This window comes from Pseudoalteromonas sp. KS88, from assembly GCF_004766475.1.
Taxonomy (GTDB): Bacteria; Pseudomonadota; Gammaproteobacteria; order Enterobacterales; family Alteromonadaceae; genus Pseudoalteromonas.
The window spans coordinates 1-15763 of sequence record NZ_PYHV01000016.1 but is presented as its reverse complement, the minus strand read 5'-3'; the positions used below and the strand labels follow the sequence as shown (position 1 = coordinate 15763).

The 15763-nt window shown below is 38.1% G+C and carries 17 protein-coding genes and 1 pseudogene; 9 read left to right on the top strand and 9 right to left on the bottom strand.

The genetic code is table 11. The annotated features are described in order from the left end of the window. Positions 1-7: 7 nt before the first annotated feature. From C7Y70_RS10060 to C7Y70_RS10040, 5 genes are all read right to left on the bottom strand, one after another. Entirely contained in the window at positions 8-688 is a 681-nt protein-coding gene (locus C7Y70_RS10060) for a flagellar hook assembly protein FlgD (RefSeq protein WP_099296785.1), read from the bottom strand. 13 nt (positions 689-701) lie between these two features. Further along, positions 702-1133, bottom strand: coding sequence for a flagellar basal body rod protein FlgC (gene flgC, locus C7Y70_RS10055; protein WP_058559716.1), 432 nt, complete (start codon positions 1131-1133; stop codon positions 702-704). A gap of 2 nt (positions 1134-1135) precedes the next feature. After that, positions 1136-1546 carry a flagellar basal body rod protein FlgB gene (flgB, locus tag C7Y70_RS10050; RefSeq protein WP_058559715.1) on the bottom strand — a complete coding sequence of 137 codons (411 nt, stop codon included), beginning with the start codon at positions 1544-1546 and terminating at the stop codon, positions 1136-1138. A 155-nt stretch (positions 1547-1701) separates the two neighbouring features. Further along, complete coding sequence (locus C7Y70_RS10045) at positions 1702-2532, bottom strand: protein-glutamate O-methyltransferase CheR (protein WP_099296786.1); 831 nt, start codon at positions 2530-2532, stop codon at positions 1702-1704. A 20-nt stretch (positions 2533-2552) separates the two neighbouring features. Continuing rightward, positions 2553-3485, bottom strand: a complete 933-nt coding sequence (locus tag C7Y70_RS10040; protein WP_099296787.1) for a chemotaxis protein — start codon at positions 3483-3485, stop codon at positions 2553-2555. Between the two features lie 142 nt (positions 3486-3627). Between C7Y70_RS10040 and flgA the strand changes: the two genes are divergently transcribed. The 3 genes from flgA (at position 3628) to C7Y70_RS10025 (ending at position 5152) form a co-directional block, all read left to right on the top strand. After that, positions 3628-4335 (top strand): flagellar basal body P-ring formation chaperone FlgA, encoded by a 708-nt coding sequence (gene flgA / locus C7Y70_RS10035; RefSeq protein ID WP_135474802.1) that lies wholly within the window; start codon positions 3628-3630, stop codon positions 4333-4335. A gap of 78 nt (positions 4336-4413) precedes the next feature. Then, entirely contained in the window at positions 4414-4728 is a 315-nt protein-coding gene (flgM, locus tag C7Y70_RS10030) for a flagellar biosynthesis anti-sigma factor FlgM (protein WP_135474800.1), read from the top strand. Beyond that, entirely contained in the window at positions 4721-5152 is a 432-nt protein-coding gene (locus tag C7Y70_RS10025; RefSeq protein WP_135474798.1) for a flagellar protein FlgN, read from the top strand. Before flgM ends, C7Y70_RS10025 begins: the two co-directional genes overlap by 8 nt. A gap of 73 nt (positions 5153-5225) precedes the next feature. Here the strand turns inward: C7Y70_RS10025 and C7Y70_RS10020 are convergent, their stop codons facing one another. Then, positions 5226-5678: an LPP20 family lipoprotein gene (locus C7Y70_RS10020; RefSeq protein ID WP_135474797.1), complete on the bottom strand. Its 453-nt coding sequence runs from the start codon at positions 5676-5678 to the stop codon at positions 5226-5228. 139 nt (positions 5679-5817) lie between these two features. On the opposite strand from C7Y70_RS10020, the gene C7Y70_RS10015 reads away from it, so the two are divergent. Further along, positions 5818-7008: a flagellar assembly protein T N-terminal domain-containing protein gene (locus C7Y70_RS10015; RefSeq protein ID WP_135474795.1), complete on the top strand. Its 1191-nt coding sequence runs from the start codon at positions 5818-5820 to the stop codon at positions 7006-7008. On the opposite strand, the gene C7Y70_RS10010 is transcribed toward C7Y70_RS10015, so the two are convergent. After that, the gene (locus C7Y70_RS10010; protein WP_135474793.1) at positions 6992-7894 is read right to left on the bottom strand and encodes a LysR substrate-binding domain-containing protein; all 903 of its coding nucleotides are present in this window, start codon (positions 7892-7894) and stop codon (positions 6992-6994) included. The two genes, C7Y70_RS10015 and C7Y70_RS10010, sit on opposite strands and share 17 nt — an antisense overlap. A 111-nt stretch (positions 7895-8005) precedes the next feature. Between C7Y70_RS10010 and C7Y70_RS10005 the strand changes: the two genes are divergently transcribed. Next, positions 8006-8734: a glutathione peroxidase gene (locus C7Y70_RS10005; RefSeq protein ID WP_099296794.1), complete on the top strand. Its 729-nt coding sequence runs from the start codon at positions 8006-8008 to the stop codon at positions 8732-8734. Between the two features lie 130 nt (positions 8735-8864). After that, positions 8865-10313 carry a dihydrolipoyl dehydrogenase gene (locus C7Y70_RS10000; protein ID WP_099296795.1) on the top strand — a complete coding sequence of 483 codons (1449 nt, stop codon included), beginning with the start codon at positions 8865-8867 and terminating at the stop codon, positions 10311-10313. A gap of 89 nt (positions 10314-10402) precedes the next feature. Here C7Y70_RS10000 and C7Y70_RS09995 read toward each other — a convergent pair whose 3' ends face one another. Next, positions 10403-10747, bottom strand: coding sequence for a cupin domain-containing protein (locus C7Y70_RS09995; protein ID WP_135474791.1), 345 nt, complete (start codon positions 10745-10747; stop codon positions 10403-10405). Between the two features lie 239 nt (positions 10748-10986). After that, positions 10987-11331, bottom strand: a complete 345-nt coding sequence (locus C7Y70_RS09990) for a cupin domain-containing protein (RefSeq protein ID WP_135474789.1) — start codon at positions 11329-11331, stop codon at positions 10987-10989. A gap of 292 nt (positions 11332-11623) precedes the next feature. Here C7Y70_RS09990 and C7Y70_RS09985 point away from each other — a divergent pair, with 292 nt between their 5' ends. The 3 genes and pseudogenes from C7Y70_RS09985 to C7Y70_RS09975 form a co-directional block, all read left to right on the top strand. Beyond that, positions 11624-11806: a hypothetical protein gene (locus tag C7Y70_RS09985; protein WP_135474787.1), complete on the top strand. Its 183-nt coding sequence runs from the start codon at positions 11624-11626 to the stop codon at positions 11804-11806. Between the two features lie 392 nt (positions 11807-12198). Continuing rightward, complete coding sequence (locus tag C7Y70_RS09980) at positions 12199-15126, top strand: AAA family ATPase (protein WP_135474785.1); 2928 nt, start codon at positions 12199-12201, stop codon at positions 15124-15126. Next, positions 15127-15763 (top strand): annotated as a pseudogene (locus C7Y70_RS09975) (hypothetical protein); the annotation flags it as partial. It abuts the gene before it with no gap.

Sequence of the window (15763 nt, the reverse complement as noted above, 5' to 3'; positions counted from 1 at the left end):
TTAATTTTTACGCGATTTCTGCTACATCAGTTAGCCTAACCGCACCTTCTTTAGTATTAATAATGATCCCATTGGCACCATTAACATTTACGCTTTCAATATTTTTGAAAGTTGCAATGGGTAAACTCGTGAAATCCCCTCCCATTTGACCCTCTGCTTTTACGGTATATTCACCATCGGGTAATTCTTCACCCTCAGAGTTTTTACCATCCCATTCAAAGCGCACGGCACCAGGAGGTTGTGAACCAAATTCAATTGTACGAACTAATTGGCCTGAGGAATCTTCAATCCGCAACGTTAAATTTTCTACGGGCTCTTGGGCAACGATAGTACCCTTAGCATCTCTACCAGCTGCTAAATCTAGCGAATCAGATTCAAGTAATGCTTGCTTGCCTACTAAAGTTGAAGCCTGTAACGCCGAATTAGATGTCATCGATGCTGCAAGTGATTGGAAGTTACTATTAAGGTTTGAAATACCTTCTGCCATAGTAAAATTGGTCATTTGCGCAATCATTTGATCGTTGTCAGCTGGCTTGCTTGGATCTTGAAATGACAGCTGCTGTGTTAACAAGGAAAAGAAATCTTCTTGTGTTAACTCATCACTTTTTTCTTCAGTCGAAACTTGTTTATCTTGCCACTTTAACGAATCTAGATAAGTCGACGACGTTGCACTGATATCGTTACTCATAACTTTTCCTCAATTACCGCTGCCCAAGCAACAGTGTTTTACTTAACATTTGCTTTGCTGCATCTGCAACTTGCACATTTGTTTGATAAGAGCGTGAGGCAGAAATCATATTAGCCATTTCTTCTACTACGTTAACGTTAGGTTTATAGATATAACCATTTTCATCCGCACTAGGATGATTAGGGTTATATTCAATCTGTAATGGTTTATCGCTCTCTACGATACCCAACACTTTAACGCCAACAGACGAACCCTGCATATTGCTTTGTGATGCTGAAGCTTTTGTAAGCTCTGCAGCAAACACTGGGTGGCGTGCCCGGTAGGTTTTGTCTTGGCTTGAGCTAATAGTATTAGCATTCGAGATGTTACTGGCTGTTGTATTTAAGCGCACATTCTGTGCACTCATACCGGTACCTGAAATATCAAAAACGTTATATAAACTCATGCTTAAGCTCCTTGACTACCGAGGGCTTTTTTAAGGCCTTTAATTTTACCACTCATAAATTGCAGGCTTGCCTGATACTCTAATGAGTTCTGTGTATACAAGTTTCGTTCCACCTGTATATCCACTGAGTTACCATCACCCGTATCTGCTTGATTTGGCGAGCGAAACATTTCTGCGTTACCTACATAGCGGCTTCCACCAGCGATGTGTTTTGCATTGGTCGTTACCATGTTATTGCCGCCCTGTTGGTTGCTTTTTGCCGCTTTTAAGGCAGAGGCAAAATCGACATCTTTTGCTTTGTAGCCAGGCGTATCAGCATTGGCAATATTGGTTGCTAATAATTCGGCACGTTGAGAACGGATCAACATTGCATGGGGATGCACCCCAAATGCTTTATCAAAACTGATAGCCATAACCATCTCCAAAAATTTGACTTGGGTTGATTAATGCAAAAGATGAGCCAGTTTAATTGACAACTTAAAGGTAGGAGTAAACTACTAATTTATAAAAGAAAACGGCGCATAAAAGCGCCGTTATTTAGAAACCAACATTGTTCAGTAAGGTCAGTTTACTTTTTCTGATAAATAATACCGGGGTTACAACGCACCATATCAAACTCAGTACTTAAGCCAGACATAGACTCTGAGGCACCTAAGAAAAGGTACCCCTTTGGGTTCAGAGCTTGAGCAAATTGCGCAATAATTTTCGCTTTGACTTCAGGCGAAAAATAAATCAACACATTGCGGCAAAATATAATATCGAACTTGCCCATTAAAGCATAAGAATCAAGCAAGTTAAGGTGCCTAAAACTCGTTAGCTTTTTGATTGGATCAGTAACTTGAGCCATGCCGTTGCCAGTATCTTTAAAAAACTTTTTACGTCTTTCAGCAGAAAGCCCACGTGCCAACGCAAGCGAGTCGTACTCGCCATGCTTGCACATATCTAGCATAGTGTTAGATATATCTGTACCAATGATTTGCGCGCCCATTTTCAATACACCAGGCTGCTTTGCTTGAAACTCAGCAACAGACATTGCTATTGAATAGGGTTCTTGACCAGAAGAACTCGCAGCAGACCATATTTTTAGCGGACGTCTAAGCTCTTTGTGCTCTGGAAATAATTTGCTTTGTAATAAATCAAATGGATACTGATCTCTAAACCACAAGGTTTCATTTGTGGTCATCGCATCAACCACGGCAGCTCTAAGCTGACGCTCATGAGGACTGAGTGTTTTACTTACAAGCTCAGAAAGAGACTCAACCTTAAAACGCACCATCAAAGGTGCCAGCCTGCTTTTTACTAAATAAAGCTTATTATCACCTAAAACAATACCGCACTGCTGTTCTAAAAACGTGCGAAACTGATCATATTCGCCCTGCTGTAAATGCTTATTTTCCAAAGTAACACCACCTGTTCGAATTAGTCACAATGAACCCACTTTTTCACCGCAGTTGCTAATTCATCTGGATTGAACTTAGCAATAAAGTCATCGGCACCTACTTTTTCAATCATCGCCTGATTAAAAACACCACTCAAAGATGTATGAAGAATAACATGTAAAGGTGCAAGCTTTGGATCAGCCTTAATCTCTGCGGTTAAGGTGTAACCATCCATTTCAGGCATCTCAACATCAGAAATCAACAAACCAACACGTTCAGTAATGTCGTGTTTGCAATCAAGCTTAGCTATTTCTTTTAATCGAATAAGCGCTTCTTTACCATTTTTAGCAAGTTCTGTTTGGACACCTAACGGCTCAAGCGCACGCTTAACTTGATTACGCGCCACAGCAGAATCATCTGCGATAAACACTATTCGCTCACCTAAGTCTTTTTGAATTTCGCCATCATTAGCAATATCAGCACTAACTTCTGTGTTAACCGGGCAAATTTCATTTAATATTTTTTCTACATCAAGAATTTCAACCAGTTCGTTTTCGATTTCAGTAACCGCTGTTAAATATGAATACCGACCAGCACCAGATGGTGGTGGCATAATTTTTTCCCAATTCATATTCACAATACGCTCAACACCACCGACTAAAAAACCCTGCACGGAACGGTTATATTCAGCGATGATAATAAAACTGTCTTTGATATTTTCAATTGCTGGGCCGCCCACTGCCATTGATAAATCAATCACCGAAATAGTTTGCCCACGAATATGCGCAACGCCTCGAATATACGAATTTGATTTAGGCATATTTGTTAAAGGAGGGCATTGCAGTACTTCTCTCACTTTAAACACGTTAATACCAAAGCGCTGCCGCCCTTTAAGTTTGAATAATAATAATTCAAGACGGTTTTGCCCAACCAGCTGAGTTCGCTGGTTTACTGAGTCTAAAATGCCTGCCATTTCAATCTCCTAAAGAAAGCTTTTAATAAGCGGAACAATAATTGCTTTCTTCTAATAAAGCTACATAACATTGCGGGAGCGTCTAAAATTTGACGCTAAATATTTATACCCTGTTTTCAACAATAAGCATAGTCGAAACATTATGAGTTTGTTAAATAAAAGCCGAAGATACAATGTTTTTTATTTTCTTGCCAGCTTATGCGTGGTTTCACCTGCGTATGGGCAAATGTATAGCAAAGAAAAACTTCAAACCTTAGCAGCTTCATACATTAAGCAACAGCTTCCTCCTAAAAGTGATGAGTTTACTCAAGTAACTACACTTGATTTAGACAGCCGCATTGCTGATCGGTACTGCGAAAACGCATTGCAATTAAATACACCATCAGAGCCCCCATTTAATAGACAAGTTACTGTGCAGCTTAGCTGTGAAGATTTACAAGGTTGGAGCCAATACGTACATGTTAGAATAGTTGAGCTAGCCCCCATGGTTGTTGCATCAGAGCACTTATCACGTGGAGAGGTCATTCAGGCGCACCACCTCAGTGTAGAGATGAAACCAAAACATTTTGTTAGAGTGCAGCATTTACAAGACACACAGCACCTAATTGGCAGCCGCAGCAAACGAAATATTCGCAGTGGTTTACCGATTGTTTTAAGCCAAATATGCATGGTGTGTAAAGGCGATAGCGTCAGTATTGTTGCGACAATACGCGGTTTAAAAATAAAAACTTCCGGTTTAGCGCTCGAAGATGGTACATTAGGTGAGCAGGTAAGAGTTAAAAATGCGAAATCAGGGAAAGTTTTAAATGCCCGTGTCGACGGTGTTGAGTCTGTGCAGGTTAATATTTAAATTTTCAAATTTATGCTAAAGTATTAAACATAGATGCCGATAAATAGGCATGTGTTGGATTCTGTATAGGTTATAATCATGGTAAGCCAAGTAAATAAAGGTCAGCAACAGGCTAATGTGCTGGCTAACACCAAACAGCAAAAGGTTGATTTGAAAAACAATAATGCAAATACAGCTCAAACAACTGCGCCTAAGGCAACCGCAGACTCGGTTAGCTTAACGCCACAAGCTCAACAATTGAAATCACTACAAGACAAAGCACAGCAATCTTCTGGTTTTGATAGCAACAAAGTTGCAGAGCTTAAAAAAGCGATCAGTGAAGGTAAATACCAAATTGATGCTGAAAAGCTAGCTAAGAATATTGCAGCGTTCGAGTTTGATGTATATGGCTGATCATAACGGTCTAATTGCATCAAAACTCACCATGCAGTTAAATTGCTTGGCATCACTGGTTGAAGTGCTTGACGATGAACTTATGGCAATTGCATCACGTCGTGGTGATGGCCTTAAAGACATTGCAAAGCAAAAGCTATCTTTTTTAAATACAATCCAGACACTCGATAAAGAGCTCAGTACGCTACTTAATTCAAATGATGCAAAGTCAGATGAGGTAGAAGAGTTAATCAGTTCTGTTCGCTCGCAACTAGAAACCTGTAAAAAGAAGAATGACATTAATGCGCATGCTGCTCATCAAGCGCAACTAAGCGTTAAGCAACTTAAGGATATATTGATTGGTGCTCCGACATCGATGACTTATGACCAAGGTGGTAGTGTTGTTCATGGCAGTAGTACGTTAGTTCACAACCTAAAAGCTTAAACCTCAGCGCTCACATTGAGCACGCTAACCCCCCCTGTTAGCACTATAGTTATTTACTGGATTTTTAATTTGCTTAATAGTAAGTCACTTTTTTTACTTCTCGTGGTTTGATCTCACCAATATATAAATCGTGTACACGTTTCATATCCAGTCTCAGCTCAGTAGCATAACTGTCGCCAACTGGGTAACTTTTAATAACTTGCGCACCTTTGATAATGCCTTGGACTTGGCTTTGTAATTGATCGTTTTGCGCGATGCTACCCTTTACAGTCGTTCCTGCGGTAATCTTTTGCCCATACACTTGCTCAGCAAGCTCACGGTATGCTTCGAGTTTAGATGCTTTTAATGCCATTAATGAGCGCTGTGTATCGTTGTCTCCAGGTTGAGCACTTATAGGCGCATAACCAATAGCCTTTAATACAGGGTAGCTATCAGGCTCAACGTATTTATACTGAACATGTTTATCAAAAACGCTACTACAACCAGCTAAGCTCACTGCTGCTATAAAAAAAAGTGTTGTACGCATAAGACCCACATTAAACTACAAAAATAATGACTTCTTTCAATGCATGATTAGTGCCATGATATATTCACACCTTGTAACTATTGGTATATTCCTTGCGTATGTAAGTTAATTAAAAAATACATTAGCGTGGAATCTAGCGATGAACAAACTTTTAAACTGTGCCCTTAGTGCGGCTACATGGCTTACCTTATGTGTAAGCTCAGCGTCCTATGCACAATGGTTTGAGTCCACAGGTCATGCAAACATTCAAAATGATGACATTTCACGAGCTAAGTCAGTTGCAATAAAAGATGCGATAACTCAAGCGCTGGTTTTTTCGGGAGCCCGTGTAACCTCTATGCAAACCTTGGTCGATGGCGTTCTCACCCAAGACCAACTAAAAATAAACAGCCATGGTGAAATTCAAAAAATTGAAATGATCAGTGAAGACCGCCGTGGTGATCAATTTGCTGTCACCCTACGGTTAGATATATTTCCGCAACAGGAACAGTGTCCAGCAAGCAGTTTTAATAAGTTTGTAGCTATCACCCAAACGCAACTCAAGCACCGTGAACAAGCCAAACTGGGTCAAATTTTTGACATTAGCAAAGCAAGCAGCGAAAACTTATATAAAACACTGAGTAATTCGCCTATCAGTACACGCCCTACTGCGTATTTTAACTTTCCAATTCGCGTTGGTGAGTTTTTTACACAACAATACGATTACAGCAACGCTTTACTTGAAGAGATTGCCACACGCAGCAACTCGCAATACGTATTATTAAGCCAGCTTGTGGATATATCGAATAGTGAAAAACTCAATAACGATTATGCTTTTTGGCAAGATGAAAGTTACCAACGCGCTTACAACATCGACTTTGTATTATTTGATGGCACCACATACGAACGCCTATGGCAAAAAAGCTATCGCGGAAAAGGTATTTGGCCATTTGAAAAAACAGACCGTATCGATGTATACAGCGAAAATTTTTGGGGATCTGACTACGGACAAACCATAACGGACATAAACCAAACACTCAGCTACGATTTACAAGCGGCCATGGCCTGCCTAGAAACCCAAGGTAAAATACTGCACATTGAAAACGGTAAACTTGTTATTAATTTAGGCAAAGCACACGGAATAGAAAAAGGCCAAATATTAAATATTGCTCACCACAATTACTTAACTGATGCCGCAGGTAATAAAATGCCAAACATGATCACCACTCTCAATCAGGTTCAAATTCAGCAGGTTTATCAGCAAAGCGCTATTGCACAAAGTATTGATAAACAACCACTGCCTAATATTCAAATAAATGATGTCGTTGAACTGGCTAACCTAGCGCTTTAGTCAGTTGCTGGCACAAACTAGGGTGTTCGCTTAGCCACTTAGCTAATATTTCAACACCTGCTAAATGTGGGTAGTGCTTACGAGATGCCATCACAACCGAACGTTGTTGAGTCGGAAATATAGGCAAGTAAGCAATACCTGTGCGTTCAACACTCGCAAGCTTTGGCACAAACGTCACACCGTCGTCCATTGCCACCAATGCTAATAATGTCTCTAAGCTATTACCTTGATACTCATTAGAAACATCAACCCCAGCAGCAAAACAAAATTGTTGCGCCTGATCTTTAAAGCAATGCCCATCACTAAGCATTAATAAGTTGCATGCTTTTAACTCATCCAAGGCTATTTTACCGCGATTAGCCAATTTGTTTTGCAATGACAAAGCCACTAAAAAATCTTCTTTATATAAATTAACCGTATGATAAAGCTTAAGTTCAGGCACATCTGCTAATATCGCAATATCAACGTCACCACTGTCAAGCGCGGCTAAAATAGTGTGGGTTTGCATTTCAACAAAAGTAAATTGGCTCTGGGCAAATGCCTCTTTCATTGAGGTAAGTAACGTGGGTAATAAATAGGGGGCAATAGTTGGGATTATCCCTATTTTTACCCTACCTTGTAATGGTGTACTCGATGTTGCCGCCTGCTCTTTTAAAATTTTAGCCTGCTCTAGCACTAACTCAACTTGCGGCAACAAACGTTCACCGTGTGTAGTTAGGGTAACTTGCTTGGTAGAACGGTCAAATAAGGTTACGCCAAGCTCTTGTTCTAGTTTTTTGATTTGCCCGCTTAACGTAGGCTGGCTAACAAAACATGCATCAGCCGCTTTACGAAAATGTTTGAAGTGAGCAACCGCTTTAACATATTCAAGATCTTTTAAATTCATAACACGCCTTAATGATAGTTAATACCTATCATATTAATACAAACAAACGATTGGAGCTATTATAACTTTCACGACATAATGGCTATCAACAAATCAAGAGGAACTAAAAACATGTTAAACAATATTGAAGGTCAAACAATTCCACAAGTTACATTCGCAACTCGCGTAAACGATGAATGGAAATCAGTGACATCGGATGACATTTTTAAAGGTAAAACTGTCGTTGTGTTTTCACTACCAGGTGCATTTACACCAACGTGTTCTTCAACTCACTTACCACGCTATAACGAGCTTGCGGGTGTACTAAAGCAAAACGGCGTTGATGACATAGTATGTGTATCAGTAAACGACACCTTTGTAATGAACGCATGGGCCCAAAACCAAGAAGCACAAAACATCACTTTATTGCCCGATGGTAACGGTGAATTTACTGACGGCATGGGCATGTTAGTAGACAAAAATGATCTAGGCTTTGGCAAACGCAGCTGGCGCTATTCAATGCTGGTTAAAGACGGCGTGATTGACAAAATGTTCATCGAACCAGACTTACCAGGCGACCCGTTTGAAGTGTCTGACGCTGATACCATGCTAGATTACATCAACCCTGAGCAAGTAAAGCCTGAAGCTGTAAGCATATTTACTAAACCAGGTTGCCCGTTCTGTTCAAAAGCAAAGGCATTACTTGAAGAAAAAGGCCTCGTGTTTGAAGAAATCACTATGGGTGCAGGTGCATCACTAACAAGCCTTAAAGCTATTTCAGGCCGCGAGACCGTACCACAAGTATTTATTGGCGGAAAACACATTGGTGGCTCTGACGATTTAGAAAAATACTTTGCTTAATTAAGTAATAATTTAAGCACATAATTAGGGGCATTCATGCCCCTACTTTCACCCTTTAACGTACCCATTTTATTAACTTATTTTGAAAGCCAGTTTTTTAATAAAATTGGTATCACACAAGGACACCACGATGAAAGAATTAACCACAGATGTTGTTGTAATTGGTGCCGGTACAGCAGGCTTAAGCGCATACCGTAACGCAAAGCAACACACGCCTAACGTACTAATGATTGAAGCAGGCCAATATGGCACAACGTGTGCCCGTGTAGGTTGTATGCCTAGTAAACTATTAATTGCTGCAGCTGAGGCTGCTCACTCAATCGAAACCGCACCCGCTTTTGGTGTACACAGCTCAAAACCTACAATCAACGGCGTTGAAGTTATGGCGCGCGTACGTAATGAACGTGACCGTTTTGTTGGCTTTGTTGTTGAGGCCGTCGATGACATCCCCAGCGAAGATAAAATTCGTGGCTATGCAACGTTTTTGGATACCAACCGAGTTCAAATTGACGACCACACAATAATCACTGCCACGCGTTTTGTTATTGCTACAGGTTCGCGACCAGCATACCCTGGCGCCTTTAATAACTTTGGCGATAGGCTCATCATCAACGACGACGTATTTGATTGGCAAGACCTACCAGAATCCGTTGCCGTGTTTGGCCCCGGCGTTATTGGCCTCGAAATAGGCCAAGCATTACACCGCTTAGGCGTTAAGGTAAAGCTATTTGGTGTAGGCGGCGCAATAGGCCCCATTACCGACCCTGTTATTAAAGATTATGCTAATACTGTATTCGCTGAAGAGTTTTTTGTTGATACCGACTCAAACGTTTCTGACATGAAAAAAGTGGGCGATAAAGCACAACTTACCTTTGAGGATAAAAACGGTCAAAAGCACACAGAACAATTTGATTATGTACTAGCTGCCACTGGTCGCATACCAAACACTGACAAGCTCGGCCTCGAAAACACAGGCATTAAACTTGATGAACGCGGCGTGCCTGTTGCTCACAAGTACACCATGCAATGTGGCGATTCAAATATATTTATTGCCGGGGATGCCAGTAATATGATCCCACTTTTACACGAGGCAAGCGACCAAGGTACTATCGCAGGGCAAAATGCGGGGCGTTTTCCTCATGTTCAAACTGGCCTGCGCCGTGCGCCTATCTCCGCTGTATTTAGCGACCCACAAATTGCCATGGTAGGTGAAAGCTATAAACAAATAACACAGCGATTAGGTGATTGTGGTTGCTTTGAAGTCGGTGAAGTAAGCTTTGAAAACCAAGGCCGAAGCCGTGTAATGTTAAAAAACAAAGGTCATATGCGTGTATATGCAGAGCAAGGCACTGGTTTATTTATCGGCGCAGAGTTCATAGGCCCACAAGCAGAGCACATCGCCCACCTATTAGCATGGGCAGTACAAAACAAAATGACCGTACCGCAAATGCTTGATATGCCATTTTATCACCCAGTGATTGAAGAAGGCCTGCGCACTGCCCTTCGTGATTTAAACGCCAAACTTAAATTTGGCCCAGAAATCATTAACCACTGTATGGAGTGTGGCCCAGGCGCTTAGGGTTTAAATCGTTAAAATAGAATACGCACACCAAAAAGGAAGCCTCAGCTTCCTTTTTTATTTAACAATACCGTACTTGCCATAGTATGTTAAACAAGCACCTTATCACCATGACTTGGCGGGGTTGAGGTAACAATAAACTCAAGATCAACATCGCCATAATTACATAGCTGATGAACAACTCCCGCGGGCACATGCAACCCCTGCTGAGCGTTTAATACATGAGTCACTGAGTCGACTATTAAAGTAGCCTGCCCACTGAGCACAAAAAAGAATTGCTCTGCTATATTGTGCTTATGTACTTGTTCACACGCCCCACTCGGCACCCGCTCCTGAATAACACTCAACTGCTCATTTTTAACCAAATGCCAGCCATCGCAATTATCGCCCCAGTTATAATGTTCAGCGTTATCTACTGAAATAGGCATTGCCATATCTTAGTCATCCCTTAAAAAATATTGTGCAACACGATAAAACATCGCAGTTGAAAATAGTAGTAAATTTAGTTCATACAACACAACCGCAGCTATTGCGCATAGAAATGTAAAACAGAGGATGTGAAGATAAAGAACACAGTTAAAATTAAACGAATTAGTTTCGTTTAATCAATGATTGTAGGTCAACTAAAGTTATGATGTCTGAAGTCAGGATTTGACCCCTTAGGTTTAGTATGTTAAACAAGCACCTTATCACCATGACTTGGCGGGGTTGAGGTAACAATAAACTCAAGATCAACATCGCCATAATTACATAGCTGATGAACAACTCCCGCGGGCACATGCAACCCCTGCTGAGCGTTTAATACATGAGTCACTGAGTCGACTATTAAAGTAGCCTGCCCACTGAGCACAAAAAAGAATTGCTCTGCTATATTGTGCTTATGTACTTGTTCACACGCCCCACTCGGCACCCGCTCCTGAATAACACTCAACTGCTCACTTTTAACCAAATGCCAGCCATCGCAATTATCGCCCCAGTTATAATGTTCAGCGTTATCTACTGAAATAGGCATTGCCATATCTTAGTCATCCCTTAAAAAATATTGTGCAACACGATAAAACATCGCAGTTGAAAATAGTAGTAAATTTAGCTCATACAACACAACCGCAGCTATTGCGCATAGAAATGTAAAACAGAGGATGTGAAGATAGAGAACACAGTTAAAATTAAACAAATTAGTTTCGTTTAATCAATGATTGTAGGTCAACTAAAGTTATGATGTCTGAAGTCAAGATTTGACCCCTTAGGTTCTTAGGTTTTTTGCTGCTGATAATAGCGACTGGCAAACTTACACTCTAGCTATGGGCGGTTTGAATACTAAAAGTAAGGATCGCCCTATAAAGCTTCATTACGATGTTAACGTGAATGAAGAGACAGGCGAATGCTTACAAAGCTATTACGATGGTGAGCTAATTCAAAAAGTAAAAGGTATTTGGTTTGCGGGTAAAACCTTTGTTACTCGCTTCTACCAATGGCGGTTAGAAAAAACATAACAATATTATTTTAACTAGCTAAAGCCCAATTATGAGCTTTAGTTATCAAGTCATACTCAAAGCATTGTTCTGAGGCTTTTCAGAAGACCTAAAGCTATAAAACGGGCTTTAGGTATATCAAATCCTCTACCTAACTTCAAAAACAACCTTTAGCTACCCACTTGCCTAAATGGCAAGAAAGCTCTTACTTGGAGTTCTGTAAATAACTATACTGAGCTAAACAAAAAGTACATATTTTCATTAACGAAGCTGAATTGTAAATATAAGAAATATTATCCAATGTTAGCCTTATGACAAAGAGCATATTTTTCAAACTAAGTGACATCTTAAAAAATTAATATTAAGATCAAATCAATAAAGTATTGAATCAGCACCACAGGAAGAGTGTAACTATGAGAAGCTTTAAACAACTACAAGATATTTTAGGCACACCACCAAATATAAAAAAAATCTACCTGATTGGTTGCACAGGAGCAGGAAAGACATCTTTAGTACAACATATAATTGACACAAAAAAATATGAATTCCCAGTTACATCTCATCGAAGAACTACTGTAGCACCAACTGAGTATGTTATTCAAAAAGACAGACCTTTCAAAGCAACTATAATTCTTAAGCAAAAGAAAGACGTTGAAATTGCAATTGAAGAGTTAATTCAAAGTGCAATTTTAAAAGCTAAGCAAGGTAACTGTGAAGTTGAAGATGTTATATATGAATTAGAGCAGTCTCCAGATGAGCGATTTAAGCTAAACCAGATGGTTAAAAATGAGACATTCTCGAAAATAGCTAATGAAGTTATCCATAAAATATTACCTTCTATAGAGGATAAAAACTTTAATGATGAGACTTTATTATCTGAAGCTGAGATTAAGAAATCTATAAATAAAATAACTGAAGAAATATTAAATGAAATAGAAGACAGCTTTAAATTAGCTTGTGGTAAAGAACACAAGTTATTCAGTGATAAGCCTATCAAAATAGAAAACATAGAAAGTAAAGATGAATTTATCATTAAATGTAAAAAACTCCTTAGCCATGATTTTGGCTCTATCTCTATCTTAGCAGAATACATTCGAATTGAAGGAGATTTATTAGCTAACTGGTTAAGCGCAGATTTTGAATTTGTCCTTATTGACGGTGAGGGAATTGGACATTCGTTAGGTGAAAAAAGAGATACACTTTCAGCCAGACATTATGATTACTTCAACTACTGCAATAATGTTGTATTAGTTGACGATGCAAATGATCCGTTTGCAGCTGGTGGTCATGGTGCAATTGAAGGCATATTTTTAAATGGATACGAGAAAAAGTTTCGATTAGTTTTTTCGAAGGTAGATAAACTCGAACAGTCTGACCAAAATGCATACTTTAGGAGAAGTTTAAATAACTTACGTAATGCATTAAAAAAAGATCAAATTGAATTCACGGTTGAAAACAAAGATACCTATAAATTAAATGCTCTAAATGATAGAAGCATTAATAATGATTCTAAGAAATCAATACAGAATCTATTAAGAAGCATTAATAAATCAAGTGAGACTAACACCATTCCATTAGAGTATGATTTTGATTTGCTACTTAAAGATTTTAGTAGTAAAGATTTAGTAAAAAACATTAAAAACCAGATAAACTGTGAGCATTGGACTGTAATAAAGGCACTATCGAGAAGACTGTTTAACTTCGAAGTCGAGTATAAACACTTAAAGCCAGTAAGCTGGATATTAATGTCTATAATGCGAGAGATAAGTCATTTCTTACAAAGAAATGACTTATCTTCTGAAGTATTAGATAGTCAAAATATAATTAAGCAAAAATTTTCTCAAGAGTTAATTCATTATATCTTTTTCAATCTTATAATTAACAAAGAACATTTGTGGCAGCAAGCTTTTGAAAAGAAAGGGATTGGTTCGAACAAAGAACGTCAAGACTTTATATCAGGGCAGATACTTGATGTTTTTTTACCACCTGAAGAAAATGAAAATGCATTTAATTCATTCAAAGATGATATCAAGAAGCTACTAATAAATGCAGGGGCACTAGAGCTTAAAACGGCAATAAAAACAGAAATTACGAACCTTTCTATTAGAAAAATATTTGGTCATAAAAACATAGAATGGACGTTGGGAGATGACACAAGTATATTAATTGGTAAAAATGGTTGTGGTAAGTCAACAGTATTAAAGCTAATCTATGCTTGCCTTCAAAATGATAAAGAGATGCTTGAAAGTTTTAACTCACCATACATTGAATTAACACTTCTAAAGACTTTTGATAACGGCGATACCCAAGAATCAGTAATAAGTCATAGCAAATCACCTGTAAATATAAATGTTAAAATGGTAAATACTTTTGATAACAAAGAGGAACAAAAGTCAGGAGAAGTACTAAGTTTAGACAAACAATTACACCAATTAATGGCAAAATTTGGAGAATTCCAAAGAAACTTAGTTCAAGCTGTTAATAAAAGAGTTGGAGAAAAAATGAAGGAAAGGGATTCAATGATAAAAAATCTTGATTCTTCTACAAATGCAGACTTTATATACTTACAAAGAATCACATCAGAAATTAATAAAGTGATCGAAGAAATAAATGCTCCATTACTCAAGTTCACCACAATAATTGATAGCTTTTTTGAAAAAACTGGCAAATCGATAGTATTTGACCATGAGTCTGCCCCTATAATGTTTGAAATTGAAAATGATGATGAAGCATATCATATTAAAATAACTGACTTATCTTCTGGTGAAAAGCAACTCCTGATAATATTTTTAACAGTTATATTACAAAAGAACGCACCATTCATATTGCTTATGGATGAACCTGAAACATCATTACATGTAGAATGGCAAGCGGTTTTCATCGATAAAATAAAAGAATTAAACCCAAACATACAAATTATAATTGCAACGCATAATCCGCTAATTTTATTAAATAGAGAGCAAGATGAAATTGGTATTATAGAATTGAACAATGAACAAGTTCAAAAACGTTCAAGAGGCACTAAATATCTAGACATTTCATCTATACTACTTGATCACTTCCAGCTTTCATCATTAATTGGCACTAAAATGCAAAAGGATATTAAAAGGTTTACTGAATTAAAATTAAATGAAGATAACCTTACAGATGATGAAAGCAATGAATTTAAAATGTTAAAATCAACACTTGAGGGTAGTTTAGCTGGTGACATTATATATAATAAGAAGTATTTTGAGTTTCTTAAATTTTTAAAATCAAAAAAGAATATTGAGTTAGATACTTATGAGAAAGCAACTGACGAAGAAATGGCTCAGTTTCTAAATGAATTTGGAGACATGTAAATGATAGATATGTCTAAATTATATACTCATAAAGATTATCCTGCTGCATTAAATAAATTTAACAGTAGCAAGAAAGCTAAAAAATGGGCTGAATTTAAAGACATTCATTTAACGTTAACAAATCATAAATGCCCTATTTGTGAATGCTCATTAAAGGATGATGAGTTATTAACTAGGTTTAGTGGCAGTAATAACACCAGCATAACAAAAATAAGTGCCACAATAGACCATTACAGACCCCAGAAATATTATAATTTTCTGAAGCTCACTCCTGAAAATTATATTTTAATGTGCTCAGAGTGTAATAATATATATAAAGGATGTGAATTTCCTCTTTTTGGGGCTTCTACAGAACGTGCAAAAAATTGTGCCGAAATTATTAACGAACGCCCTCTAATAGTAAACCCGATTATAGATAAACTATTAAATCTTTTTGTGCTAGTTTTAAGGCAAATGGAAAATGGAAGGAAAGTGCTAGAACTCGCTCCTAAACATGAAAATGGTTATTTCTATGAACAAGCCAAAACTTCAATTAAATTATTCAAAATTGGGGAATGTGATATTAATGATCATTCTAATGAAAATGTAAGAAACTTGCGAATTAATCTACTTCATAATCTGTCTCTTATACACATCT